Source organism: Erythrobacter sp. QSSC1-22B (assembly GCF_001678665.1).
Lineage (GTDB): Bacteria > Pseudomonadota > Alphaproteobacteria > Sphingomonadales > Sphingomonadaceae > Qipengyuania.
Window position 1 is genome coordinate 156,502 of sequence record NZ_LZRP01000002.1, and the last position, 22,655, is coordinate 179,156.

A 22,655-nucleotide genomic window follows, 5' to 3' on the forward strand; every position below is an offset into this window, starting at 1 on the left:
CATGGCGGGTCGAGAGCCGCTAGGTTACCGCCGCCCGCTGCGAAAACTCCGGCCGCTGCCATTCGCCCGTCGCAAACACCTCGGCCAGATGCCGCGCCGCTTCAGCCATGTCGGCGAAGCGCAGATAGGCAGGCGCAAAGCCGAAGCGGAGGATATCGGGGTCGCGGAAATCGCCGATCACGCCGCGGGCGATCATTGCCTGGCTGAGCGCATAGGCCTCCGTGTGGCGGAAGGAGAGCTGACTGCCGCGCTTGGCCGGATCGGTCGGGCTGACGAGGTCCAGTTCGATCCCGCGTTCCAACAGGCACTCACGGAAGAATTCGGAGAGCGCCTTGGACTTTTCGTAAAGCCGCTCGACCCCGATTTCGGCGATGAGATCGACACCCACTTCGAGCGCCGCCAGCCCGAGGATCGGCGGAGTGCCGCACAGCAGCCTCTCGATGCCGGGCGCAGGCTCGTAATCGTCGCTGAAGGCGAACGGGGCCCGGTGGCCGAACCAGCCGGTCAAAGGCTGCCGGGTCGCATCCAGATGGCGCTCTGCCACATAGGCATAGGCGGGCGCACCGGGGCCACCGTTGAAATATTTGTAACCGCAGCCGACCGCGAAATCCGCCTGGCAGGCATCGAGGCCCAGCGGCAGCGCACCGCCCGAATGCGACAGGTCCCAAAGCACCAGCGCGCCCGCTTCGTGCGCGGCGCGGGTCAGCGCGGCGATGTCGAACAATTCGCCGGTCTTGTAATGCGCGTGGGTGAGCATGAGCAGCGCGACATTGTCATCCAGCGCTTCGGCGATGCGCTCGCGCGGCGCCAGCCGCCGCTCGGCGAGCCCCTGCTGTTCCAGCCCTTCGATCATGTAGAGATCGGTGGGAAAATTGCCCGGTTCGGAGAGGATCACCTTTCGCTCCGGTCGCATCGCCAGCGCGGCGGAGATCAGCTTGAACAGGTTTACCGAGACGCTGTCGCAGGCGATCACTTCATGTGGCTGCGCGCCGATCAGTGGCGCGATCTTGCCGCCGACGCGTTGCGGCATCGAAATCCAGTCGGCGGTATTCCAGCTGCGGATCAGGTCCTCGCCCCATTCGCGGCCCACCACTTCGGCCAGTCGCGCCGGCGTCGCCTTGGGCAGACACCCCAGTGAATTGCCATCGAGATAGACCACCCCCTCGGGCAGGACGAAGCGGTCGCGATAGGCTGCGAGCGGATCGGCGGCATCGAATTCGCGGGCGCGCTCCTGCATGTCTGTCGGCATCATGCGAGCTCCCTCAGCACTGCACGGCACAGGCCGGCGTCGCCACCGCCAACCTTGAGCGGCAGCGCGATCAGCTCGTAGCGGCCCTCGGACACGTCATCGAGCACCAGCCCTTCGAGTATGCGCATATCATGCTCCAGCACCGCTCTGTGCGCCGCCATGGTCTTGCTCTCCTGCGGGTCGACCGAGGGCGCGTCGGTGCCGATCAGCTTGACCCCCTGAAGCGCCAGCCATTCCACCGCCTCGGGCGAAATCGGCAGCCAGTCGCTGCGCCAGTGGTCGTGCGGGAAGGCATCCCAGGTCCGGAACAGCACGCGATCGACGCTGTCGATCGAGGGCAGGTCGGCGACATCGACCGCGCCGCGCACCCCGCGCGCATCCACCACCAGGCAAGTGCCGATATAGGGGTCGAGCTCCATCTGTGCGGCATCGAGCCCGTCTGCTGCGTAATGCAGCGGCGCGTCGGCGTGGGTGCCCGAATGCGTGCTCATCGTTATCCGCCCGACATTGACCGGCGAGCCCTCTTCCATCTGCCAGGTCCGGGCAAAGCCGAACGATGTATCCCCCGGCCAGACCGGGAGCCCGGGGCGCAGCACCTGGCTGATGTCCCACAGGCGGCGCTCGGATTTCCAGCTGGTCAAAGCGCGGTCCTGACGCTCAAGAGTTCGGGGAAGAAGGCCTGTTTGAGCACGCCCGCGAGATAGGGCACACCGGGAGTCCCGCCGGTGCCCTTCTTAAAGCCGATGATCCGTTCGACGGTCTTCAAATGGCCGAAGCGCCAGCGCTGGAAATGATATTCCAGATCGACCAGCTTTTCGGCCAGTTCATAGAGGTCCCAGCACTCCTCCGGGTTGCGGTAGATTTCGGCCCAGACCGCCTCAAGTGCATCGGAATGTTCCCAGGTCAGGCCGTGGTTGCGCTCCAGCACTTCGGGGGGAAGGTCGAAGCCGCGCCGTGCGAGCAGATGCACCACCGCGGCATAGATGCTCGGGCGTTCGAGCTCGGCGCGCAATTCCTCCGCCACCTGCGGCACCGCCTCGTGCATGGTGATCATGTCGGGATTGCGCCCGCCGAGCAGGAATTCCATCATCCGGTATTGCGCCGACTGGAAGCCCGAGGAGCCGCCCAGATGCGGCCGGAGGGTCGAATAATCATGCGGGGTCATGGTCGAGAGCACGTCCCAGCTCTGGATCAGCTGGCCTTGCGCCCGCGCGACGCGGGATAGCATCTTGAAGGCGGGGCGCAGATTGTCCGCAGCGATGCAATCGCGCGCGGCCTGCAGCTCGTGCAGGCACAGCTTGAGCCACAGCTCGCTCGCCTGGTGGACGATGATGAACAGCATCTCGTCATGCGCATCGGAAGCGGGATGCTGCGCCGCGAGGATGCGGTCGAGATCGAGATAGGAGGCGTAGGTTATGTCTGCGGTCATGCCGACTGCCCTAGCGCGAAGCTGGCGGGTGCGAAACTACCCGTCGATCACCCGCGTCGCGGGATGATGCTTGTCGAGATGCTTGCGGATGATCCGCAAATTGCGGGTGTTGGAGCGGAACACCAGGTCGAAAGCGTCGCCCACCAGCGGCACCGCGCCCACCGCGGTGTCGAAGGCGACATTGCCCGCCATCCGCCACAGCTTCCATTTCGGCATGCCGAGGTTCTTGCCTTCCCAGACGATATAGGCGCCCATCGCGGCGGTGATCAGATCGCCGACCACGGGCACCAGCCCGACGATCGCATCGAGACCGACCGGATAGTTCACCCCCGGAATCCGGAAGCTGCGTTCGAGAACATGCTCGAGCGCCTCGACCCGGCGACGGATCGAGACCGGGTCGTTGCCGGTGGGCAGGTCCATTCCCATCGGGATCGGGCGCTTGGGATCGTGCGGTTGCATCGGTTCTACATGGGCGCGCGCGAAAGCGGGAACAAGGGGTGGAAGTTCCATGGATTTTCGGAAAAGCCGGCGACCCCGGCGCGCGCCAGCGACCAGCGGATCGGTGCGCCGATGGGGATGTAGCCATTGACCGCGGCGAGCGCGGTTTCCGCTTCGGCCAGATAGCTCGCCTGCTCCGCCGGATCGCGCGATTCGGCAGCCAGTCCGACCACGAAATCGACATCCGGCGAGCACAGGGCACGCGAGACCGCGCAATTGAACTGGTTGAGGAACCAGCGCGCACCGGCATAGCGCGCGACCCGGTCGCGCAATGCCAGATCGGCCTTGTCGCCCATCTCGACCCGCTCGAGCGCGACCCCGATCTCGCCATACTGCTCCACAAGTGCATCGAACAATATGTCCGACCCCGGCCCTTCGGGCAGCGCGAGGCGTAGCGACACCTCGGCGTCGTTCTGCGCTTCCCAGGCCGCGACCCGCTGCATTGCCTCGGCCCGCCGCTCCTCGATCGTCAGCGCGATCCAGCGCTCGGGCACCGAACCATCATCGTTTGCCAGGCCGGGCGCGACCACCCGCGTGGTCGGAATCCAGCCGCCGATGTTGAACGGCTCGATCAACGCCGCGCGATCGAGCGCCATCGCCAGTGCCTCGCGATTGGCCGGAACGCTCAGAAAGCCGCTGGCGCGCAGAACATCGAGGCCGAACAGCCCCTTGGTGGCATCGAGCCGGATGGTCCCGCGAGCCAGCGCACCGATATCCGCCAGCGGCAGGTCAACGAGCCGACCGTTGAGCACCAGATCGTAGCGGCCGGAGGAAAAGCCATCGGTCGCATTGCGGGCATCGACCGCGTAAATCCGCAACGGGTGCACCGTCTCGTCCCAGTCGGGTTGCTCGGGCAGGCCGCGTTGCTCGGGCCGCAGCGGAGTCAGTTCGGCAGCAGCGCCGTCGCGGGTGAGGCGCATCGGACCGACCTCCGCCTCGCCCAGCGCCAGCCCCATCTCGGGCTGAGCGAGCAGCTGCAGCAGATCGGGCATCGGGCTGTGAAGGCGGATTTCCACGACCCGCCCGGTCATCGCCCGAACGTCGCGGATATTCGCAAGGTCGAGCCCCATGGTGGTGTCCTCGAGCAGCCCGAGGGTGCGGCTCAGCGAGGCCCGCACCGATTGCGCGGTCAGCCTCGTACCATCGGCAAAATCGAATTCGCGGATCCGGAAGATGTAGCTCTGACCATCGTCGGTCACGATCCAGCGTTCGGCGATGGCGGGCACGACCTGCCCCTGTTCGTCGAGCGCGACCAGCCCCTGCCGCGTCGCGGCGCGCAGATGCTGGGCTTCGAAGGGGAGACGCAGACCCTCGGTAAACATGCCCTGTTCGGTGCCGATGATCGCGACATCGGTAACGCCGTCCTGCTGGCTCGCGCTGCAGGCAGCCAGCGACATCAGGAGAGGCGCCATCAGGAGGGGCGCGAGCAGGAAAGGTGGTGCAGGAAGGGCGCGCATGGTCGCGCCAAGGCCTAGCAGGTGGGCAGCAACGCGTCAGCAGGAAGCTGCCAACAGCCGCTCAAATCCGTCGGAAGCTGTGTCCGGAGCCATCGAATTTTGGTGCATCGAGCGCCGGGCGGGCGAAGCTGGGGACCTCGGAGCCCTTGGTGCCAACCGGGGCCCGGGCGAGCTTGGGATCGATTTCCTTGTCGAAGGCCACCCCGATGCGCGAACCCTGAACCCAGGCGACATTGCCCTTTACCTTGCCGATATTGCGCAATTCGGCGGTGAGGCGGGTGCCGCGTTCGACCTCGAATTCGCCTTCGACCATCATGCCCCCGGCCGACAGATTGCGAACCTTGCCGCGCGCGGATTCGGCTCTCCCGTCGAAGGTGATCTGCGCCATCAGGAACAGGCTGTCGCGATCCAGATTTCGCGTATCGACAGCGGACATGATCGTGAATTCCTCTTGTGCACTTGCGCCGGCGAGTGATGCCCGTGCCATTTGTGCGACCGGGGTTCGAGCTAGCAAGAAAGGCTGAACAAAGAGTAAGCGGTGGCGCGATTGCGGGCCGTTGTGCAAGCCGTGTGAGCGCCTTGTCCGAGCCGGGCGTGCGGGCCGGGCTTCAATCGTCGCGGGAGATCTTCTCGCGGCGCTCGTGCGCCTCCTGCGCTTCCACCGTCATCGTCGCCACCGGGCGCGCGATCAGGCGCTTCAGGCCGATCGGATCGCCGGTCACCTCGCAATAGCCATATTCGCCTTCGTCGATCCGGCGCAGCGCCGAGTCGATCTTGGCGGTGACCTTGCGTTGCCGGTCGCGGGTGCGCAGTTCGATGCCCCAGTCGGTTTCGCTCGATGCGCGATCGGCGAGATCGGGCTCGCGGATCGGACCGTCCTGAAGCGATTGCAGCGTCGATTCTGCAGAACTGCGGATCGATCGCTTCCATTCCAGCAACAGCATGCGGAAATAGTCGAGTTGGCGTTCGGACATATAGGGCTCGTCGTCACCGGGCACGTAGTCGATACCGACCGCCTGCCTGATCCGGACCAGCTCTTCCTTGTCTGCTGTTTCTGCGGACGCCGCCCCGACCATCGACACCTCTATCCCGTTGTTTAAACCCTTTAATCGTACCAGAAGACCACCGAACCGCTCGCCCCGGGTTTTCCCGGTAACACCATGGGCATCCCTTGGGCGCGGCCTATAGGCTCGGCCCCGGTGCGGCACAAGCAGCAATGCCGGTACCGCCCCGCCCCGGCACCTCGCAGGGTGCGGTTTCGCCTGGCTCGCCACCCGGCCAGGCCAGCTTTCCAGCCGGGCGTTAACCTTTTCTTGACCACAAATTGGGAAGCATGGAGCGTCGGCTAAAGAGGGTGCCGGCGCAAACAGGGGAAGTTCGATGCAATTCAAGGCAATCGAAGGAGGGGGCGGAGAAATCGTCCAGGGCCGACAGGCCGATGCGCTGATCGCGGAATGCCTCGCGGCCTTCACCGGCGGCAGCGTGGATGCGCTCTACGATCTGGGGGTCGCGTTTTCGACCGGTAGCCACGGGGTGGTCTGCGACATGGTCGAGGCGCACAAATGGTTCAACATCGCCGCCTCGCGCGGTCATGACGAAGCGGCCTGGTGCCGCGCCGACATCTCGGACGAGATGACCGCGCGCGAAATCGCCGAAGCCCAGCGCCGGGCACGCGAATGGCTGGGGCTGGAAGGCCGCCGCGCCGCCTGATTTCGTGTCAGTCCGGGCTTTTGCGGAACGGAGTCCGCTCGCCCAGAAACATCCTGTCCTGCGCCACGCCCTCGCGCTCGCGCTCGAGGAAATCCGCCACCGCGGCGGCAAAGCCGCGATCGGCGATCCAGTGCGCCGAGACGGTGGTGACCGGTTCGTAGCCCCGCGCCAGCTTGTGCCCGCCCTGCGCGCCCGCCTCGACGCGGTTCAGGCCAAGCTCGATCGCCGCGTCGATCGCCTGATAATAGCACAGTTCGAAATGCAGGAAGCGGATGTCCTTCGTGCAGCCCCAGTAGCGCCCGTAGAGCGCGTCGCGACCGATGAAATTGAGCGCGCCCGCCACCGGCGCGCCATCCTCGAAAGCAAGCACCAGCAGCAGCGCATCGCCCATCCGTTGCTGGAACAGGTCGAAGGCTTCGCGGGTGAGGTAGGGCGTCCCCCATTTGCGCGCGCCGGTATCCTGATAGAAAATCCAGAACGCATCCCAATGCTCGGGACGAATGTCGTCGCCGCGCAGCCGCTGGATCGCGACCGACGCTTGCGCCGCGGCGCGCTCCTTGCGCAGATCCTTGCGCTTGCGCGAGGAGAGGTCGGCGAGAAAATCGTCGAAGCCGCCGTAATCGCGGTTGTGCCAGTGGAACTGGACGTCGTGGCGCAGCATCCAGCCTGCCTGCTCGAACCGCTTCTGCTGGCCGGTCTCGATGAAAGTCGCGTGGGCGGAGGAAAAGCCGTTCTGCGTGCAAAGTTGCTGTGCGGCTTCGAGCAGCGGGCGGGCGAGCGCCTCGTCGGCGAGCAGCAGCCGCGGACCGGTGGCGGGGGTGAAGGGCGCGGCGATCTGCAGCTTGGGATAATACCGCCCGCCCGCGCGCTGATAGGCATCGCCCCAGGCGTGGTCGAAGACATATTCGCCCTGGCTGTGGCCCTTGAGATAGGACGGCAATGCGGCGCGCAAGCGCCCCTCCTCGTCCTCGATGACGATCGGTGCCGATTGCCAGCCGGTGCCTTCACCGACGCTGCCCGAATCCTCGAGCGCGGTGAGGAAGGCATGGCTGACGAAGGGATTCCCCGAGGGGTTGAGCGCATCCCAGTCGGCGGCCGCGAAAGCGCCGACCGAGCCGCCGACCTTGGCCACCAGCGGGGCGTCGGGTGCGCCGTCGCTCATGCGAAGCCCTCGCCTTCGACGATCGGCGCGTCGGCGTGCAGGGCAGCGTGGCGCGCCTTGTCGGGCGTGTCGACGGTCCAGCTCGGCAGCGGAAAGCCCCGCTCGCGCAGGCTGGTCGCCAGCGGATTGGGCAGCGCGCGGATATCGTAGGCGACGAATTCGGGCTGCCCGTGCCACAGCGCCAGGTGGCGCTGCCAGCGGTGCGGGGTCGGCCCGTCAGCGGTTTCCTTGATCACCAGCCCTCGGAGCGCCGCAGGGGCGTGTTTGGCGAACCATTTCGGTACACGTGGATCGAAACTCATAACTGCAACCGCACCCTGGTAGCCTTCCAGCGCCCGCGCAACCGCGCGGCACGAGCGCTTGACGTCGTAGCCGCTGCGCGACTTGATCTCGATCAGCACCGGCACCTGCCCCGCCACCAGATCGAGCAGATCGGCCAGCCGTGCGATGCGGTGTTCGGAATCGAGAAAGGCGATCTGCCCCAGCTCCTGCGCGCTGCGTGTCGCCAGCGGCCCGCTGATCCCGGTCAACCGCTCGAGCTCCCAGTCGTGGAGCAGCATCGCCTCGCCGTCGCGGCTGCGCTGGATGTCGCATTCGATCCCGTAGCCCGCCGCCATGGCGCCCGCGAAGGCAGCGAGCGAGTTCTCGGGCACGCCGGGCGAATGGAGCCCGCGATGCGCATAGGTCCAGTCGCGTAGCCAGCCGACCCGCGCCGGGTCGGGGGCCGAGGTCAGCAGGCGATCAAGCGTCGCGAACGGCAAGGATGGCATCCACTTCGACCGCCGCATCGAGCGGCAGCACCGGCACGCCAACCGCGCTGCGCGCATGGCGGCCGCTCTCGCCGAACACTTCGAACATCAGGTCCGAGGCGCCGTTGACGACCTTGGGCTGGTCGGTGAAATCAGGCGTCGAGGCGACGAAGCCGCCCAGCTTGACGACCTGCGTCACCCGCTCGAGCAGACCCGCAGCATCGAGCTGCGCCAGGATCATCAACCCGCAGGCGCGCGCCGCCTGCTGGCCGCGTTCGAGCGTCACATCCGCGCCCAGCTTGCCGGTCACCAGCGCGCCATCGACGAAGGGCAATTGCCCCGAGACGAAGCACCAGCCGCCCTGCACCACCAGCGGTTGATAGCTGGCGACGGGTGCGGCCGGTTTGGGCAGGACGAGGCCAAGTTCCTCGAGACGGGCGGAGATGCTCATGCGGGTTTTCCTTCGATACGGTCGAGCAGCCAGGGCAGCGCATTGGCCCAGTCGTCGATGCGGGCATCGGCGTGGCCGGCCTGATGCGCGCAGGCGATATGCGGTGCCAGCGCGGGTTCGCCGCACAGGTGCAACGTGGTGATCTCGGCGGCGAGCGTCTCGCGCGCCGACTGGTGATGCTGCGGGAGATCGTCGATGAAGATTGCCCGGCTGGGCTCGTATTCGGCGACGATGCGCTTCAGCGCCGGGCCCTTGGGGCCCTGATTGGTGTAGACCTTGGCGTTAACGCCGTGCTTTGCGAGCTGTTCGACGCGGTGCATCTGGCGCTCGTCGGTGAGATTGGTGAGAATCACCACATCGGCCTTTTCCGCCAGCGTGTTGATCCCCTCGATCGCCCCGGTGATGGGCAATTGGCGATCCATCTGGGTGTCGAAGAACTGGCCGAGATAGCGCCAGATTTCCTTTTGCTCGAGCGGTTCGCCGCTGTCGCGCCAGCGCATCGCGTTGCCGAAGTCGGCGCCATCCATCCTGAAATCGACCGGGGTTTCCTCGCCCAGCCAGTCGCGGAAATGCGCCACCATGTGCAGCAGCACCTCGTCGCAATCGGAAATTACCAGCGGGCGGTTCATGCGGAAAGACTCCGTTGCGCGGCGACGATCCGCTCGGGTGGGACGCCAAGCGCCGCGGCGGCGGCGAGCAGGTCGGGTTCGTGCGCGGCGAGGAAATCGAGCACCGCCGAGAGCACCGCGGTATCGGTCAGCCCGTCGCGCAACTGGTCGGGGGTGAGGCCAGAAAGCGTCAGCAGCCGTTCGGCGCGGCGCTCGTCCTCGAGCACCCACACCAGCGCGGCCAGCGCCAACGCTTCAGCGTCGCCCGAGCCCGCTCCAGTGCCCGTCGGGCCGGTCTGTCTGCGCTGAAGAATTGTCAGCCTCCCGTGAAAGCCCTAACGCCCGCACGATAGCGAGCAGGAGCGTGGTCCGTGGCAAAGAGAATCATGGTTGTCGAGGACAACGACCTCAATCGTAAGCTGTTTTGTGACGTCCTGAAGGCCAATGGCTATGAAGTGGTGCCGGTGGCCGACGGACAGAACGTGCTGGAAACCGCGAAGAAATACGCGCCCCAGCTCGTCATCATGGATATCCAGCTGCCCAATGTCTCGGGGATCGACCTGATCGCGCAGCTCAAACAGGACGATGCTTTCGCCGCCACTCCGGTGCTGGCGGTCACCGCCTATGCCGGCAAGGGCGACGAGGATCGCATCCGCGATGCCGGCGCCAGCGACTATCTCGCCAAGCCGGTCTCGATCGGCCCATTCATGGCGGCGGTCAGAGGGTTGCTGGGCGATTGAGCGTTTCGCAGGCCCCGTCCCGCACTCGCTCCGAAGCGGGGCGACGCTTGACAAACGACCGGTCGAACCGCTTTGGCCGAACCCATCCCGGCGCGGGCAACGCCCGCCGCCGACAGACAGAATTGGACCGCCGATAATGGACAGAGCCGAAGTCGACAGCCGCATCCGTTCGCAGGTCGCGCCCTTCAACACCAAAGGGATCGCGATCGCGGAGGATACCTCGTTCCAGAACGATCTGGAGTTCGACAGCCTGACCGTGATGGATTTCGTCGCCGCGATCGAGGACGATTTCGATATCATCATCTCGATGAACCAGCAGGCCGAAATCGAGCGCTGGAGCCAGCTGATCGATGCGGTCCACAAGCTCGAGGCTGCCAGGGCTGCGGGCAAGGGCACGGGCGAATGAGCGAGGGCATCATGGAAGCCGACCGTCCGCAGTCGCTCACGGGCGATTCGCCCGATCTGCTCAGCAAGTTCGACGAGCTCATCGCGATGCGCCAGGGGCTGCTCGATACCGGAATCGAAGACCCCTACAACCTGGTGATGGAACAGGTGCTGTCGCCCACCCGCGCCATTTGCAACGGGCGCGAGACCATCCTGCTCGGTACCTACAATTACATGGGAATGACCTTCGATCCCGACGTGATCGCGGCCGGCAAGCAGGCGCTGGCGGATTTCGGCACCGGCACCACCGGAAGCCGGGTTCTCAACGGAACCTACCAGGGCCACCGCGAATGCGAGGAAGCCTTGCGCGAATTCTACGCCATGGATCACGCGATGGTGTTCTCGACCGGCTACCAGGCCAATCTCGGGATCATCTCGACGCTTGCGGGCAAGGGCGATTACATCGTGCTCGATCTCGACAGCCACGCCTCGATCTGGGACGGCTGCGCGCTGGGCAATGCCGAGGTCGTGCCGTTCAAGCACAATGACGTCGAGGCGCTGGAGAAGCGGCTCAAGCGGATCCCGGCGGGCGCTGGCAAGCTGGTCATCCTCGAAGGCGTCTATTCGATGCTCGGGGATGTCGCCCCGCTCAAGGAGATGGTCCGCGTCGCCAAGGAAAACGGCGCGATGGTGCTGGTCGACGAGGCGCATTCGATGGGCTTCATCGGCGAGCACGGCCGCGGGGTCAGCGAGGACCAGGGCGTCATCGACGACGTGGATTTCATCGTCGGGACCTTCTCCAAGAGCGTCGGCACGGTCGGCGGTTTCTGCGTCTCCAACCACCCCAAGTTCGAGATCATGCGGCTGGTGTGCCGCCCCTATGTCTTCACCGCCAGCCTGCCCCCCAGCGTGGTCGCGACCGCCGCCACCAGCATCCGCAAGCTGATGCACGGCTCGAACAAGCGCGCGCATCTGTGGGAGAATTCGCGCACCCTCCACGCCGGCCTGCGCGGGCTGGGCTTCGAGCTCGGCACCCCCGAGGCGCAGAGCGCGATCATCGCGGTGATAATGCCCGATCTGCAGCAGGGCGCGATGATGTGGGAGGCGCTGCTCAAGGAGGGCCTCTACGTCAATCTCGCGCGCCCGCCCGCGACGCCGGCGAACATGACGCTGCTGCGCTGCTCGCTGTGCGCCGAACACAGCGCAGAGGAAGTCGCGACGATCCTGCAGATCTTCGAACGCGCGGGCAAGGCAGTGGGAATCATCCCCGCGTGAGCGAGTGAAGCCCGTTCTCGCATGGCTCGCGCGGACGGGCCTGCTCTACCTCCTGCTGTGCGCGGCCATCGCCTTCTTCATTTTCGCCTGGCCATCGCTCGGCGGGCAAATGTCGGGAGAGAACCTGCGGCAGGACGCGATGAGCGTCGAGGCGGTCCGCGGGCAGCTGGCCGACGACCGGCGCAGCGCCGAGGCAGCGCTGGCGGCTCGTGTCGAGCAGGCCGACACGCTCGGCAGCGAGGCGCTGGACGAGCGGCGCGCGGCGCTCGAGCGCGAGCGCGAGGCGGTGGATGCCGAGTTGGCGCAGGGCGCCGGGCTGCTCGATACGATCCGCCCTTCGCGGATTCTTGCAAGCAAGCGGCTCGAATTGCGCGGTGCCGCGATCGACGCGGAACTGGCCGCGCACGCGGCGATGCAGGAAAGGAACGCGCGCGCCGCGGCCCTCGATGACGCGGGAGCCGCGCTGGCCCCCTATCGCCGCATCCCGACCGCGCGCGCCGTCGCGCTCTCGCAGCAAGCCTGCAGCCGTGCCGACCAGGCGCTCGGGGCCTTCGACCGGCGCCCCGACCTCGACCGGGCCGCGCGCAACGTCATACTCCAGCAGCGCGCCACTCTGCAGACGCAGCGCGACGAAATCTGCACCGCGGCCGAAAGCCGCGCGCAGCGCAGAGCGCGCGGCCTCGCGGCAGCCGAGGCGCTTGCGACGGCGCGCGAACGACTGGCCGCAGCGCAGGATTTCACCCTCGCCCGGCTGCCAGATCCGGTAGCAAACGTCTCCGGCACCACGCTGCGCGACATCGCCCTTTCCGCGCTGCTCGCCCTCCTCGCGATCCTGCTGGTGCCGCTCGCGATCCGGGTGCTGTTCTATTACCTGCTCGCCCCGCTGGTCGAACGCGGCCCGCCGATACGTCTCGCCATGCCAAGCGGGATAGGCACCCCGCTGGCTATCAGCGGCGGCTCGCGACCGACGCTGTCGGTCACGCTCGGCACCGGCGACGAGTTGCTGGTGCGGCAGAGCTATCTCCAGTCCAGCCCGGCCAAAGCCGACATGCGCACCCGATGGCTGCTGAGCTGGCGCAACCCGCTCACCAGCCTGGCGAGCGGGATGGCCTTCCTCACCCGCGCCCGGGGAGCAGGCCTCGCCTTCGGCGTTTCCGCGCGCGACGATCCCTTTGCCGAGATCGCGCGGATCGACCTGCCCGCGGGCGGCGCCATGGTGATGCAGCCGCGCGCGCTCGCCGCCATCATCCAGCCGACCGGCCGGCCTATGGAAGTGCGCAGCCACTGGCGGTTGTTCAGTCTCCATGCCTGGCTGACCTTCCAGTTCCGCTATCTGGTCTTCCACGGGCCGGGATCGCTGGTGGTGAAAGGCGGTCGCGGGGTCCGGATCGAACCGGCGCAAGGGGGCCGGCGCTTCGGGCAGGACCAGCTGATCGGTTTTTCCGCGCAGACTGCCTACACGGTCACGAGGTCCGAAACCTTCCTGCCCTATTTCTTCGGCCGCGAGCCGCTGTTCCGCGACCGGGTGGAGGATGGCCACGCCCACAGCAGCGGCGACGGTAACGCCCACAGCAACGGCGTGCTGGTGATCGAGGAAGCGCCGATGGCCGGTCGCCGCAGCGGGATCCGGGGCGGGCTCGAGGGCGGCTTCGACACCGTGCTCAAGGCGTTTGGTATCTGACCCTGCGCCGGGTCCTGCCGGGCAAGAGGGAGAGCCCGGGCAAGCCTGCCTGAATCCCAACGCCCACCAGAGTTCAGTATGGGTTCAAAGCGCGCGTGTATGATGAAACTCCGACAACACAGGAGCGGATTTCATGTTTGTGACCCCCTTGCGCGCCGCAGTACTGGCGACCGCGGTCGTCGCGCTGGCCGGCTGTAGTTCCTACGGCGGCTATGGCGGCGGCCCCCGCTACGCCGGGGACTATTATGACGGCGGCTATTACGACGGCGGCTATTACAAGGGCGGCCACGGCCAGTCGGGCGGGCGCTACCAGCAGCCCTATTATGGCTGGAACGGCGATTATTATTATCCCGGCACCGGGGTCCATGTCTACGATCGCGACCGGCGCGCCTACCGCTGGAACAATTCCCAGCAACGCTATTGGGAGGCGCGCCGCGAGATCCGCCGGGATCGCCGTGCAGCGCGTGCCGAATGGCGCGACTTCGAACGCCGCGAGATCCGTCGGGACCGGCGCGAATACCGCCGCGACCGCCGCCGGGGACGCGATTACTCACGCCCCGGCCCGGATGATCGGCTGGCCTGCGCCGCGCCGCATCGGGGTGACGCCGTGACGGCTTCGGAACATTGACCGTCGCCTTTCGTCTGACAGGATGAAAGGAGACCGCATTTATGAAGACCACCAACACAGCGAGCGCCAGCTACGAGGGCCTCGGCAAGGACGGCAAGGGCCATATCTCGACCGGATCGGGCGCGTTTTCGGCGCAGCCCTATGGCTTCCAGACGCGATTCGAGGACAAGGCCGGGACCAATCCCGAGGAATTGATCGCCGCGGCGCATGCGGCGTGCTTCACCATGGCGCTGTCGTTCAAGCTGGCCGAGGCCGGTTTCGAGGACGGCTCGGTCGCCACCAGCGCGGAAGTGACGCTCGAAAAGGACGATGCCGGGTTCAAGGTAACCAAATCGGCACTATCGACCAAGGGCAAGGTCTCCGGTCTGGCACGCGATAAATTCGACGAGCTGGCGCAGGACGCCAAGCAGAATTGCCCGATCTCGAAGCTGCTCGACACCGAGATCACGCTGGATATCAAGTTCGAGGGCTAAGACGCCCCTCGCCCTCGTCATTGCGAGGCGTGTAGCGACGATGCAATCCATGGGCTGAGCCCGCTGACTGCCGCAACCGGCGTTGGCAGCCGACGGTTTGGGCCCTGGATTGCCGCGCCGCCTGCGGCGGCTCGCAATGACGATGGTTGGGGCGGGTGCCCGCCCCGCCCCTGGCTCAGACCAGCGGATTGACGGTCGTCGCCTGTGAACAGGCGTCGGCCGTTCCGCCTTCTCCGCCGGTATCGATCAGCGTCAGCGCGAGGATCCCGCCGACCACCAACGCCACGAACAGCGTGGTCAGAAGCCCGAGATATTTGTCGATGAACAGCTTGATCGGCGCTCCGAACAGGCGGAACAACACCCCCACGGTCATGAAAATCAGCCCGCGGCCGACGATGCTGGCGAGCGTGAAGGTGACCAGATTCATCCCGATGAAGCCCGCGGTGATGGTCAGCAGCTTGAACGGCACCGGAGTGGCGCCGGCGATCAGGATCGCCTCGAAATCATATTCGCGCAGGTGGCAGGCGGCCACCGGGAAGGCCTCGGTCAGCCCGAGCGCACCGATCAGCCAGGCGCCGATCGTATCGTAAAGTCCCCAGCCGATGAGATAGCCGAACAATCCGCCCAGCACCGAAGCCCCGGTGCAGACCGCGGCGAAACGGATCGCCTTTTTCGGATCGGCCAGACACATCAGCCCGAGCAGCGGGTGCGGCGGGATCGGGAAGAAGCTCGATTCGATGAAGCTGAAGGCGGCGAGCCACCACAGCGCATGCGGATGAGCGGCCTTTTCGAGCGTCCAATTGTAGAGACTGCGCAGCATCTTACCCGACCTCTCATCCCCCGGCTTGCGCGCGCCGGTTAGGGCTTGTGCGGGAGACTGGCAAGCAGGATCGCCGGTAAGGGCGAGCGCAGCTTACGAACCCATATGGTTTTTAATGCTTGACATTGCGACAGTGTCTGGTTAATTCAGGGTGATTGCATACTTTACACACCCACGAGAATCCGCTAGATAATCTAGATAATGGGGTGTTAGGAGTAAGCGAACCATGTCGGTACTTTCAAGCCCCCATTTCCACGATGAAGCCAAGGCCTTCAAATATCTCGAAAGCATCGTGTGGGCCGGTGGAGTTGTCTGCCCGCATTGCGGCGTTGTCGATGGCCGAGTGTACGATCTGGCTGGTGTTCGCAGCAAGCCGAGCAAGAAGGCCCCGCAAGGCCAGCTTCGCCACGGCCTGAAAAAGTGTGGTGAGTGCCGCAAGCAGTTCACCGTTAAGGTTGGCACCGTGTTCGAACACGCGCGCATTCCCCTGCACAAGATGCTCAAGGCTGTGCACCTCATGGTGTCGAGCAAGAAGGGCATCAGCCCCCACCAGCTGCACCGCGTTCTCGAAATCACCTACAAGAGCGCGTGGTTCCTGCTGCACCGCATCCGTGAAGCCATGCGCTCCGGCGATCTGGCTCAGCCTTTCGGTAGCGAAGGTGGCGCGGTCGAGGTCGATGAAACCTATCTCGGCTTCAAGAAGGGCCGTCTCCACTCGCCGTGGCTGGGGCCACAAGAATGCCGTTCTGGCACTCGTTGATCGCGACAGCGGCAAGAGCCGGTGGTTCCACATCGACAACAGCCGCGCCGCTGACATTCACCCGATTGTTGCCACGAACATTAGCCGTGAAGCGCGTCTCATGACTGACGAAGCCAAGATTTACTGCAAGATTGGTCGCGACTTTGCCGAGCATGGCACCACCGCCCACGCCCGTTTGCAGTATGTGGACCCCATCGATCGCACCATGTACACCAACACGGTCGAAGGCGCGTTCTCGATCTTCATGCGCGGTATGCGCGGTGTGTACCAGCATTGCGCGGAACAGCATTTGCACCGCTACCTTGCGGAGTTCGAATTCCGCTACAACGCGCGCGCTGCGAACGGCTTTGATGACAAGGCCCGTTCGGTTGAAGCGGTGAAGGGCATCATTGGTAAGCGAATCACCTACACAGGCTTGACCTCAACGCCGAAGCCTAAGGACACGCCGCTAAAGCGGCGCTCTCGCTAGCGTGTGTAGCCCCGCAATTCAAGGATTCACAAAGAAAGGCGGTGGTGCTATGAACACCACCGCCCGGTTGTACAGATCGATCTGGCTCACTTGAGGCCACCGTCCCCTTCCCGCGATTGGTGGCCTCTCTCATTTAGCCCCTACCGTCACCGCGAGCGTGCGAACGGCATGAGCGGCCCTTCTGGCCATCACCGAATGACACATTGCGCACCTCCTTTCGAGTCGCAGATAGCCACAGGGGCAGGAGTGGATGCGTAATCCGCTAGGTCGCGGTAAATCCATTCGCGTCCTTGCCACCGGGAAAATGGACAGCAAAGATATCGGAAAGCTAATCAAACTGCTCGAAGCGCAAAAGGCAATTTTGGACGATGACGAAGATCAAATCGACCCCCACGGATAATCAGCCGCAGATCGACAAGTTCAAGGAAGCCGCACGCGAGCTTGAATGCGACGACAACGAGCAGCGTTTTAAGGAGCGGTTGGGGAAGCTGGTGAAGCCAAAGGCCGGAACGAAAGGACAGTCGGAATGATCTGGTTTTTCTCGGCCTTGTGCTGATGTTCTGCCTATTCATGTTTCAAATTGCTGCCGACGCGCGGCTTGGTCGAAGAGCGCTCGACCACCAGACCAATCGCATCATCGCGCGACTGGACGCCATCGAAGAACGCTTGAGTTCCGGCGAGCGCGAGGACCGCCTCTTCGACTAGCTTATCGGAAAGGGCGACGGGCGCAAAGCGAAGCTGGAGTCCGGTATCATCGCATTCGTGCTGGCGGTGCCAGCGGGGTCTTGGATTGTGAAAACGCTGTTATCTCTAACAACCTAAACTAAAGCGGCGAGCCAACCACTACCTCGACGCGCTCTGACGCCCGCTGGGGCATAGGCTCAATATGAGGGTCGAGGCGTGCGCCGAATGGTCCATCCCGAATTGCGCGCCGCTCGCAGCGCGCTGATAACCGCATCTTCTCGCGGCTTGAAGGCGGGGCCGCCGTTTACGATCACACCCAGCCCCTAGCAGGTGAATTGCTCATACCCAAAACGGCAGGAGTGGAGACAATCCAACCGGCCTTTTGAAACGCCCGACCGATTGCGGCCGCAAATGCTGACGCATCTGGAGACGCCATGTTGGCAGCAACGCTTGCTTGGCCGGTTGAGTTCTGCACGGGCTCGGTGATCTTCTGAGCTTGTGCGGCGGTAAGACTTCTCGGTCGCAACAGTGCTATCTCGGATTCTAGGGCTTCGATCCGTGCCGCTGCTTCAACTGGTGAAGCAGCCTCTGACTTCCGCCTGTAATCAGAAATTTCATCATCGCGCAGCGACAAGCGAGATTGAAGGTCACCGATCTGGTTAGCCTTCAAAGCGCGCACCAGCGCGAACATCAGCGCACCGATAAGGATGGCCCAAGTTAGCGCGGCAAACGAAGCATCGGCGATAACTTCGCCGTTATCTCTAAGTGAGGTAAGCAGATTCTCCATGACCCTCTCATATCAAACCACCCCTGGGTTTGTAAGAGACATAATCGCCAAGCTAACTCACCCATCTCTGCGGCTTATGGCCTTGGGCCTGTAAGAGACATAATAGCCTATTTCATTCGCCTGTGGAGGGCGCGGCCGTGCGCCGGCTCGACACTGGGCAAATCTGCAACTATTCGAGCGGCTGGAGCAGGGCGGTGGAACCCGTCGAGCCAAGCGGCGGAACGACTGTCGACACCGAAGCACGCGCCGATCACTGCTCTGATAAGCGCTTTGCTACATTCAGGAATTTTTCCTCCAGATTAGCGGGAACCACCACCGGACATCAGCGTTCCAATCGCCGGACGGACGGAATCCATCGCAATGTTTACGAGACAAGCCTTATCGCGGCATTCTTGCAACAGTTCCGGACAATGTCCGCTTGCCACCTCACCGGGTAAAAGTTAGATATCGCGCCACTCGGTGGCTTTAATTACGCAATAAGGGGAATTTATAATGCGGAAACTCGTCATAGGAATGGCGATGGCTTCGACGGCTCTGGCCTCGCCGGCTCTCGCACGCGACGGACAATGGTACGTCGGCGTCGAAGGCGGTGCCATGATTGTCGAAGACACGGATTTCGATATCGGTGCGACCGGTGACACACTCGTTGTAGAGGCCGACAAGGGCTACGACGTCGGCGGTTTCGTCGGTTACGATTTCGGGGCGTTCCGTCTCGAAGCCGAAGCCAGCTATCGCGATGCCGACCTCGAGTCGATCACGGTCGGTACCACCGGCCTTGGCTTTGGTCCGTTCGTCGCAGCTCCCGGTGTCTACCCGGCAGCCGGCAATCTCGATGTCCTGAGCTTCATGCTCAACGGCATGTTCGACTTCGGTCCCGATGATGGCCTTCAGGGCTTCGTCGGTGGCGGTGTCGGCGTTGCCCGCACCGGCATGGAAGGCTTCGTCAGCCAGAGCCAGCCGGCTTCGTTCGACGATTCGGACAGCGGTTTCGCCTGGCAGGTTCTTGCGGGCGTTCGCGCTCCGCTGAGCGACAATGTCGATGTCGGCCTCAAGTATCGCATGTTCAACTCGGACAATGTCGAACTCACCGATGCGCTCGGTCGCACGCTGCAGGGCGATGTGCGTACGCACTCGATCCTCGGCACGCTGAGCTACAACTTCGGCGCTCCCGCTGCGGTCGTTCCGGTGGCTCCGCCGCCGCCCCCGCCGCCCCCGCCCCCGCCGCCTCCGCCGCCTCCGCCGCCTCCGGCTCAGGTTTGCGAGACGGGTCCGTACATTGTCTTCTTCAACTGGGACAAATCGGACATCACTCCGGAAGCAGCGACCATTCTGGACAACGCGGTCACGGCCTATGCCAACTGCGGCACGGCTTCGGTCATGCTGGCCGGTCACACCGACCTTTCGGGTACCGCCCAGTACAACATGGGTCTCGCCGAGCGTCGCAACTCTTCGGTCCGCGATTACCTGGGTGCACGTGGCATCCCGAACACTCGGATCAACAGCCAGGCATTCGGCGAAACGCAGCCGCGCGTCCCGACTGCCGATGGTGTTCGCGAACTGCAGAACCGTCGCGTCGAAGTGACCTACGGTCCGGGTTCGGGCATGTAAGTCTGACGCCAAGCGTCAATAAGTTAGAGGGGCCGGAGCAATCCGGCCCCTTTTTCGTTGGATGATCGAGTGCCGACCCTTCAAACACAATGGGAGACAACGATGTCCATCCGCTTTCCGATCATCCTTCTGGGCGCAACCGCGCTTTCAGCCTGCGCCACCGTCGACGATCTGGCGCAGAACGTCGCCAATGAACTGACCACCCAAGAGGTCGGCACGGCATCGCTGAATTTTGCGAATGGCCAGCCTGCGGGCACCGCCCGGCTGCTGTCCAACGGCGATCAACTATCGGTGGCAGTGACCGTCAACGGCATGGAAGCGGGTCCGACAGGCTTCCACCTGCACACCACCGGCGCATGCCGCGCCCCCGACTTCACCAGCGCCGGCGGTCACCTCAACCCCTACGACCGCACCCACGGCACGCAGTCGCCCGGCGGCAGCCATCTGGGGGACTTGCCAAATCTGCAGGTCAACGCTTCTGGCAGCGCCACGGCCACGGTCGATGTCAGCGATAACCCGACATCCGCGCTCGAGGAAATCTTCGACACCGACGGGACCGCCGTAGTGGTGCACGCCGGAGCCGACGACTATCGCTCCGATCCCGCTGGCGATGCAGGCTCGCGCATTGCCTGCGGTGTCCTGCGCGCCAGCAGCTAGTCGACCGGCTCGCCGGCATCGCGTGCGCGATCAAGCAGGTTCACCATCGCTGGTGGAACCAGCTTGATCGCAGCGATCAGCAGGACCAGGCCTAGTGGTACGATCCACAGCGTGGAAAGCACTCCGGCGCTAAGATCGCCGCCATTCGTGGCCGAAACATAGCCTGCCATATAGGGCCCGAGGGCCAAGCCGACCAAGGTTGTGGCGAGGAAGAAGGTGGCAGTCGCCAACCCTCGCATGCGGGGTAGGACAAGCGCCTGACTGGTTGCCGCTGCGGCACCGAGGGCGCTGGCCGCCAAGGCGCTGACCACCACGTTCAGGATCATGAACAGCGGAACGCTTTCGGTCGTGTACTGGACAATAGCGAACGGTACCGGTGAAAGCAGACCGAACAGGATCACCCAGACCCGACCAGAAAGATGGCGAGTGTAGAGCGCGTCGGCCAAACGCCCGCCGAGAATGACTCCGAGGAAACCGCCTGCGGCACCGCCGCCGCCCAGCCAGAAGCCAAGCTCGCTCTTGGTCAGGTCGAACACCCGCTCGGCATATGGCGCGCCCCAATAGGACGCCGAATACGCCATGAAGGCCACCGTCCCATAACCGAGGATCGTGCACAGGAATGCGGGCGATCCCCAGGTCAGGCGGAAGGTCGGTGGATCGCGCTGGCGCAATGCGCTGGCCCAGCAGAATACCGAATAATAGCCGATTGCGAGGAGGGTCCACTGATCCGTGATTGCCGTGAAGATCACGCCTTCGCCGGATTCGAGCAGGTTCGTCAGACCGTAGGCGACAACGAATGCAGCGATAAATACGGCGATATTGATCACCAACGCCCTCATCCCGCGCTTGGCAGCACCCAAAAAGGTAAAGGGTGGAATTACCGTGTAGAGTTCGGCAACGAAACCGCGGAATGGGTGGGGATCCTCCTTCGTCGGAAGGCCGTCGATCGCCCCGCGCACAGGCTCTTTCAGCGTCGCGACCCAGATCGCCAGCAGCAAGCCTGGCAGCCCCACGGCGATGAAAGCCGCCTGCCATCCAGCCAACCCAAACGTACCGCCATCGGGAAACGATTCGTTCCACTGGTCGACGACCAGGCCGCCAATGGCGAGCGAGATACCGCCGCCGATATAGATGCCGGATGAGTAGATCGCGAGCGCGGTGGCGCGCAGGCGGGCCGGAAACCAGTCGGAAATCAGCGAATAGGCGGAAGGGCTGGCGGTTGCTTCGCCGACGCCGACGCCAATGCGCGCGGCAGTCAGCGTGGCCGTATTCTGCGCAAAGCCCGAAACGGCTGTCATTGCCGACCAGAATGTCAATCCGATCGTCATCAACCGGACGCGCTTCCAGCTATCGGCCAGCTTGCCAAGCGGGATGCCGAACAATGCGTAGAAAATCGCGAATGCGGTGCCGTAGAGGAACCCCAGATAGGCGTCGTCGACGCCCAGATCGGCCTTGATATCGTTGGCAAGGATCGAGAGGATCTGCCGGTCGATGAAGTTGAGCATATAGACCAGCACGAGCACGCTCAGCGCATACCAGCTGTACGCGGGGACCTTCGCGTCGGGGTCGATCGCTGAAGGATTCTCCGCTGGCGCGGTCTTCGTATGCTCGGTCAATGTCAGCTCCCTATTCCCGGGTTATGTCCCGGTCGTAGCGGGTGGTATCGGCAAGCCCCGCTTCGGAAAAGCCTTTTCGCCGCAACCGGCAGGAATCGCAGGTGCCGCAGGCGAGACCGGCGGGCGTCGGATCATAGCAGGACCAGCTCCATGCGGGGTCGAGACCCAGCCGCGCGCATTCGCGGGCGATGTCGGCCTTGGTCATGTGCTGGAGCGGCGCATGGATGGTGAAGGCACCGCCCTCGACGCCCTGCTTCGTACCCAACCGGGCGGTCTCGGCGAAGCTGGCGATGAATTCGGGGCGGCAGTCGGGATAGCCCGAATAGTCGAGCGCGTTGACCCCGATGAAGATGTCGCGAGACTCGACTGTCTCGGCAAAGGCCGTGGTCAGCGCGAGGAAAACCAGATTGCGCGCCGGGACATAGGTGACGGGGATCCCGTCCTCGACACCGGTCTTGGGAACGTCGATATCGTCGGTCAGCGCCGACCCGCCGAAACGGCGCAGATCGAGCGGCAGTTCGACATGGCGGGCCGCACCGAGCCGCTTGGCGATGGCCCGCGCCGATTCGATCTCGCGGACATGGCGTTGCCCGTAGTCGATCGTCAGCGCGTAAAGTGCGTGACCGGCTTCGAGTGCCAGCGCAGCGGTGACCATCGAATCGAGCCCGCCCGACAGCAGGACTACCGCAGGGCCGAGGTTGTTCTTTGCAGGATCGCTCATCCGCGCCGCGCTAGGACGACGGCCGCAGCGACGCAAGCT

Annotated in this window: 27 protein-coding genes and 1 pseudogene; 12 read left to right on the forward strand and 16 right to left on the reverse strand. The window is 64.5% G+C overall.

Annotated features, from left to right (window positions below):
- Positions 1–19: 19 nt before the first annotated feature.
- From kynU to dksA, 7 genes are all read right to left on the reverse strand, one after another.
- The gene (gene kynU, locus A9995_RS04525) at positions 20–1,237 is read right to left on the reverse strand and encodes a kynureninase (RefSeq protein ID WP_067609792.1); all 1,218 of its coding nucleotides are present in this window, start codon (positions 1,235–1,237) and stop codon (positions 20–22) included.
- 11 nt (positions 1,238–1,248) lie between these two features.
- The gene (gene kynB / locus A9995_RS04530; protein WP_067609794.1) at positions 1,249–1,890 is read right to left on the reverse strand and encodes an arylformamidase; all 642 of its coding nucleotides are present in this window, start codon (positions 1,888–1,890) and stop codon (positions 1,249–1,251) included.
- Positions 1,887–2,678 carry a tryptophan 2,3-dioxygenase gene (locus A9995_RS04535; RefSeq protein WP_067609796.1) on the reverse strand — a complete coding sequence of 264 codons (792 nt, stop codon included), beginning with the start codon at positions 2,676–2,678 and terminating at the stop codon, positions 1,887–1,889. Before A9995_RS04535 ends, kynB begins: the two co-directional genes overlap by 4 nt.
- 36 nt (positions 2,679–2,714) lie before the next feature.
- Positions 2,715–3,137 (reverse strand): DUF4112 domain-containing protein, encoded by a 423-nt coding sequence (locus A9995_RS04540; protein WP_067609798.1) that lies wholly within the window; start codon positions 3,135–3,137, stop codon positions 2,715–2,717.
- Positions 3,138–3,142: 5 nt separating this feature from the next.
- Positions 3,143–4,588: an ABC transporter substrate-binding protein gene (locus A9995_RS04545; RefSeq protein ID WP_067609800.1), complete on the reverse strand. Its 1,446-nt coding sequence runs from the start codon at positions 4,586–4,588 to the stop codon at positions 3,143–3,145.
- Positions 4,589–4,694: 106 nt separating this feature from the next.
- On the reverse strand, positions 4,695–5,069 hold the full coding sequence (locus A9995_RS04550) for a PilZ domain-containing protein (protein WP_067610316.1): 375 nt from the start codon (positions 5,067–5,069) through the stop codon (positions 4,695–4,697).
- Positions 5,070–5,241: 172 nt separating this feature from the next.
- Positions 5,242–5,709, reverse strand: coding sequence for an RNA polymerase-binding protein DksA (gene dksA / locus A9995_RS04555; RefSeq protein ID WP_067609802.1), 468 nt, complete (start codon positions 5,707–5,709; stop codon positions 5,242–5,244).
- Between the two features lie 304 nt (positions 5,710–6,013).
- On the opposite strand from dksA, the gene A9995_RS04560 reads away from it, so the two are divergent.
- The gene (locus A9995_RS04560; RefSeq protein WP_067609804.1) at positions 6,014–6,343 is read left to right on the forward strand and encodes a sel1 repeat family protein; all 330 of its coding nucleotides are present in this window, start codon (positions 6,014–6,016) and stop codon (positions 6,341–6,343) included.
- A gap of 7 nt (positions 6,344–6,350) precedes the next feature.
- Here the strand turns inward: A9995_RS04560 and A9995_RS04565 are convergent, their stop codons facing one another.
- The 5 genes from A9995_RS04565 to A9995_RS04585 are packed head-to-tail and all read right to left on the reverse strand — an operon-like array spanning position 6,351 to position 9,564.
- A complete protein-coding gene (locus A9995_RS04565; protein ID WP_067609807.1) occupies positions 6,351–7,505 on the reverse strand; it encodes a GNAT family N-acetyltransferase in 1,155 nt (384 codons plus the stop codon).
- On the reverse strand, positions 7,502–8,275 hold the full coding sequence (locus A9995_RS04570; protein WP_067609809.1) for a glycerophosphodiester phosphodiesterase family protein: 774 nt from the start codon (positions 8,273–8,275) through the stop codon (positions 7,502–7,504). The genes A9995_RS04565 and A9995_RS04570 overlap by 4 nt, the downstream gene beginning before the upstream one ends.
- Positions 8,247–8,705 (reverse strand): RidA family protein, encoded by a 459-nt coding sequence (locus A9995_RS04575; RefSeq protein WP_067609812.1) that lies wholly within the window; start codon positions 8,703–8,705, stop codon positions 8,247–8,249. Before A9995_RS04575 ends, A9995_RS04570 begins: the two co-directional genes overlap by 29 nt.
- Complete coding sequence (locus A9995_RS04580) at positions 8,702–9,334, reverse strand: hypothetical protein (RefSeq protein ID WP_067609814.1); 633 nt, start codon at positions 9,332–9,334, stop codon at positions 8,702–8,704. The genes A9995_RS04575 and A9995_RS04580 overlap by 4 nt, the downstream gene beginning before the upstream one ends.
- Positions 9,331–9,564, reverse strand: coding sequence for a DUF3572 family protein (locus A9995_RS04585; protein ID WP_067609816.1), 234 nt, complete (start codon positions 9,562–9,564; stop codon positions 9,331–9,333). The genes A9995_RS04580 and A9995_RS04585 overlap by 4 nt, the downstream gene beginning before the upstream one ends.
- Positions 9,565–9,684: 120 nt before the next feature.
- On the opposite strand from A9995_RS04585, the gene A9995_RS04590 reads away from it, so the two are divergent.
- The 6 genes from A9995_RS04590 to A9995_RS04615 all read left to right on the forward strand — a co-directional run bounded on the left by A9995_RS04590 (position 9,685) and on the right by A9995_RS04615 (position 14,494).
- Positions 9,685–10,053, forward strand: a complete 369-nt coding sequence (locus A9995_RS04590) for a response regulator (protein ID WP_067609818.1) — start codon at positions 9,685–9,687, stop codon at positions 10,051–10,053.
- A 136-nt stretch (positions 10,054–10,189) separates the two neighbouring features.
- Positions 10,190–10,459, forward strand: a complete 270-nt coding sequence (locus tag A9995_RS04595; protein WP_067609820.1) for an acyl carrier protein — start codon at positions 10,190–10,192, stop codon at positions 10,457–10,459.
- A complete protein-coding gene (locus tag A9995_RS04600) occupies positions 10,456–11,712 on the forward strand; it encodes an aminotransferase class I/II-fold pyridoxal phosphate-dependent enzyme (protein ID WP_082992483.1) in 1,257 nt (418 codons plus the stop codon). Before A9995_RS04595 ends, A9995_RS04600 begins: the two co-directional genes overlap by 4 nt.
- Positions 11,713–11,716: 4 nt before the next feature.
- The gene (locus tag A9995_RS04605; RefSeq protein WP_067609822.1) at positions 11,717–13,393 is read left to right on the forward strand and encodes an AIM24 family protein; all 1,677 of its coding nucleotides are present in this window, start codon (positions 11,717–11,719) and stop codon (positions 13,391–13,393) included.
- A 133-nt stretch (positions 13,394–13,526) separates the two neighbouring features.
- Positions 13,527–14,021 carry a hypothetical protein gene (locus A9995_RS16530; protein WP_145916805.1) on the forward strand — a complete coding sequence of 165 codons (495 nt, stop codon included), beginning with the start codon at positions 13,527–13,529 and terminating at the stop codon, positions 14,019–14,021.
- Positions 14,022–14,062: 41 nt separating this feature from the next.
- Positions 14,063–14,494: an OsmC family protein gene (locus A9995_RS04615; RefSeq protein WP_067609826.1), complete on the forward strand. Its 432-nt coding sequence runs from the start codon at positions 14,063–14,065 to the stop codon at positions 14,492–14,494.
- 175 nt (positions 14,495–14,669) lie between these two features.
- On the opposite strand, the gene A9995_RS04620 is transcribed toward A9995_RS04615, so the two are convergent.
- Positions 14,670–15,314, reverse strand: a complete 645-nt coding sequence (locus A9995_RS04620) for a YqaA family protein (protein WP_067609828.1) — start codon at positions 15,312–15,314, stop codon at positions 14,670–14,672.
- 226 nt (positions 15,315–15,540) lie between these two features.
- On the opposite strand from A9995_RS04620, the pseudogene A9995_RS04625 reads away from it, so the two are divergent.
- From A9995_RS04625 to A9995_RS17505, 3 genes and pseudogenes are all read left to right on the forward strand, one after another.
- Positions 15,541–16,543: pseudogene (locus A9995_RS04625) on the forward strand (IS1595 family transposase).
- Between the two features lie 368 nt (positions 16,544–16,911).
- A complete protein-coding gene (locus A9995_RS16970; protein ID WP_168157331.1) occupies positions 16,912–17,073 on the forward strand; it encodes a hypothetical protein in 162 nt (53 codons plus the stop codon).
- A gap of 40 nt (positions 17,074–17,113) precedes the next feature.
- A complete protein-coding gene (locus tag A9995_RS17505) occupies positions 17,114–17,248 on the forward strand; it encodes a hypothetical protein (protein ID WP_255360150.1) in 135 nt (44 codons plus the stop codon).
- A 289-nt stretch (positions 17,249–17,537) separates the two neighbouring features.
- On the opposite strand, the gene A9995_RS16535 is transcribed toward A9995_RS17505, so the two are convergent.
- Positions 17,538–18,014, reverse strand: coding sequence for a hypothetical protein (locus A9995_RS16535; protein WP_145916806.1), 477 nt, complete (start codon positions 18,012–18,014; stop codon positions 17,538–17,540).
- 492 nt (positions 18,015–18,506) lie between these two features.
- Between A9995_RS16535 and A9995_RS04630 the strand changes: the two genes are divergently transcribed.
- Together A9995_RS04630 and A9995_RS04635 are read left to right on the forward strand one after the other, a co-directional pair.
- On the forward strand, positions 18,507–19,622 hold the full coding sequence (locus A9995_RS04630; RefSeq protein ID WP_067609830.1) for an OmpA family protein: 1,116 nt from the start codon (positions 18,507–18,509) through the stop codon (positions 19,620–19,622).
- A gap of 102 nt (positions 19,623–19,724) precedes the next feature.
- Entirely contained in the window at positions 19,725–20,279 is a 555-nt protein-coding gene (locus A9995_RS04635) for a superoxide dismutase family protein (protein WP_082992485.1), read from the forward strand.
- On the opposite strand, the gene A9995_RS04640 is transcribed toward A9995_RS04635, so the two are convergent.
- Both A9995_RS04640 and queC read right to left on the reverse strand, forming a co-directional pair.
- The gene (locus A9995_RS04640) at positions 20,276–21,895 is read right to left on the reverse strand and encodes an MFS transporter (RefSeq protein ID WP_067609832.1); all 1,620 of its coding nucleotides are present in this window, start codon (positions 21,893–21,895) and stop codon (positions 20,276–20,278) included. The two genes, A9995_RS04635 and A9995_RS04640, sit on opposite strands and share 4 nt — an antisense overlap.
- Positions 21,896–21,905: 10 nt before the next feature.
- On the reverse strand, positions 21,906–22,616 hold the full coding sequence (gene queC, locus A9995_RS04645) for a 7-cyano-7-deazaguanine synthase QueC (RefSeq protein WP_067609835.1): 711 nt from the start codon (positions 22,614–22,616) through the stop codon (positions 21,906–21,908).
- Positions 22,617–22,655: the final 39 nt, after the last annotated feature.

What these genes read in the sequence shown, in the direction of transcription:
- kynU (WP_067609792.1), bottom strand. Translation starts at nt 1,237, where the DNA reads ATGCAGGAGCGCGCCCGCGAATTCGATGCCGCCGATCCGCTCGCAGCC.
- A9995_RS04535 (WP_067609796.1), bottom strand. Translation starts at nt 2,678, where the DNA reads ATGACCGCAGACATAACCTACGCCTCCTATCTCGATCTCGACCGCATC.
- A9995_RS04540 (WP_067609798.1), bottom strand. Translation starts at nt 3,137, where the DNA reads ATGCAACCGCACGATCCCAAGCGCCCGATCCCGATGGGAATGGACCTG.
- A9995_RS04545 (WP_067609800.1), bottom strand. Translation starts at nt 4,588, where the DNA reads ATGGCGCCTCTCCTGATGTCGCTGGCTGCCTGCAGCGCGAGCCAGCAG.
- A9995_RS04550 (WP_067610316.1), bottom strand. Translation starts at nt 5,069, where the DNA reads ATGTCCGCTGTCGATACGCGAAATCTGGATCGCGACAGCCTGTTCCTG.
- dksA (WP_067609802.1), bottom strand. Translation starts at nt 5,709, where the DNA reads ATGGTCGGGGCGGCGTCCGCAGAAACAGCAGACAAGGAAGAGCTGGTC.
- A9995_RS04560 (WP_067609804.1), top strand. Translation starts at nt 6,014, where the DNA reads ATGCAATTCAAGGCAATCGAAGGAGGGGGCGGAGAAATCGTCCAGGGC.
- A9995_RS04565 (WP_067609807.1), bottom strand. Translation starts at nt 7,505, where the DNA reads ATGAGCGACGGCGCACCCGACGCCCCGCTGGTGGCCAAGGTCGGCGGC.
- A9995_RS04570 (WP_067609809.1), bottom strand. Translation starts at nt 8,275, where the DNA reads ATGCCATCCTTGCCGTTCGCGACGCTTGATCGCCTGCTGACCTCGGCC.
- A9995_RS04575 (WP_067609812.1), bottom strand. Translation starts at nt 8,705, where the DNA reads ATGAGCATCTCCGCCCGTCTCGAGGAACTTGGCCTCGTCCTGCCCAAA.
- A9995_RS04580 (WP_067609814.1), bottom strand. Translation starts at nt 9,334, where the DNA reads ATGAACCGCCCGCTGGTAATTTCCGATTGCGACGAGGTGCTGCTGCAC.
- A9995_RS04595 (WP_067609820.1), top strand. Translation starts at nt 10,190, where the DNA reads ATGGACAGAGCCGAAGTCGACAGCCGCATCCGTTCGCAGGTCGCGCCC.
- A9995_RS04600 (WP_082992483.1), top strand. Translation starts at nt 10,456, where the DNA reads ATGAGCGAGGGCATCATGGAAGCCGACCGTCCGCAGTCGCTCACGGGC.
- A9995_RS16530 (WP_145916805.1), top strand. Translation starts at nt 13,527, where the DNA reads ATGTTTGTGACCCCCTTGCGCGCCGCAGTACTGGCGACCGCGGTCGTC.
- A9995_RS04615 (WP_067609826.1), top strand. Translation starts at nt 14,063, where the DNA reads ATGAAGACCACCAACACAGCGAGCGCCAGCTACGAGGGCCTCGGCAAG.
- A9995_RS04620 (WP_067609828.1), bottom strand. Translation starts at nt 15,314, where the DNA reads ATGCTGCGCAGTCTCTACAATTGGACGCTCGAAAAGGCCGCTCATCCG.
- A9995_RS16970 (WP_168157331.1), top strand. Translation starts at nt 16,912, where the DNA reads ATGACGAAGATCAAATCGACCCCCACGGATAATCAGCCGCAGATCGAC.
- A9995_RS17505 (WP_255360150.1), top strand. Translation starts at nt 17,114, where the DNA reads ATGTTTCAAATTGCTGCCGACGCGCGGCTTGGTCGAAGAGCGCTCGAC.
- A9995_RS16535 (WP_145916806.1), bottom strand. Translation starts at nt 18,014, where the DNA reads ATGGAGAATCTGCTTACCTCACTTAGAGATAACGGCGAAGTTATCGCC.
- A9995_RS04630 (WP_067609830.1), top strand. Translation starts at nt 18,507, where the DNA reads ATGCGGAAACTCGTCATAGGAATGGCGATGGCTTCGACGGCTCTGGCC.
- A9995_RS04635 (WP_082992485.1), top strand. Translation starts at nt 19,725, where the DNA reads ATGTCCATCCGCTTTCCGATCATCCTTCTGGGCGCAACCGCGCTTTCA.
- queC (WP_067609835.1), bottom strand. Translation starts at nt 22,616, where the DNA reads ATGAGCGATCCTGCAAAGAACAACCTCGGCCCTGCGGTAGTCCTGCTG.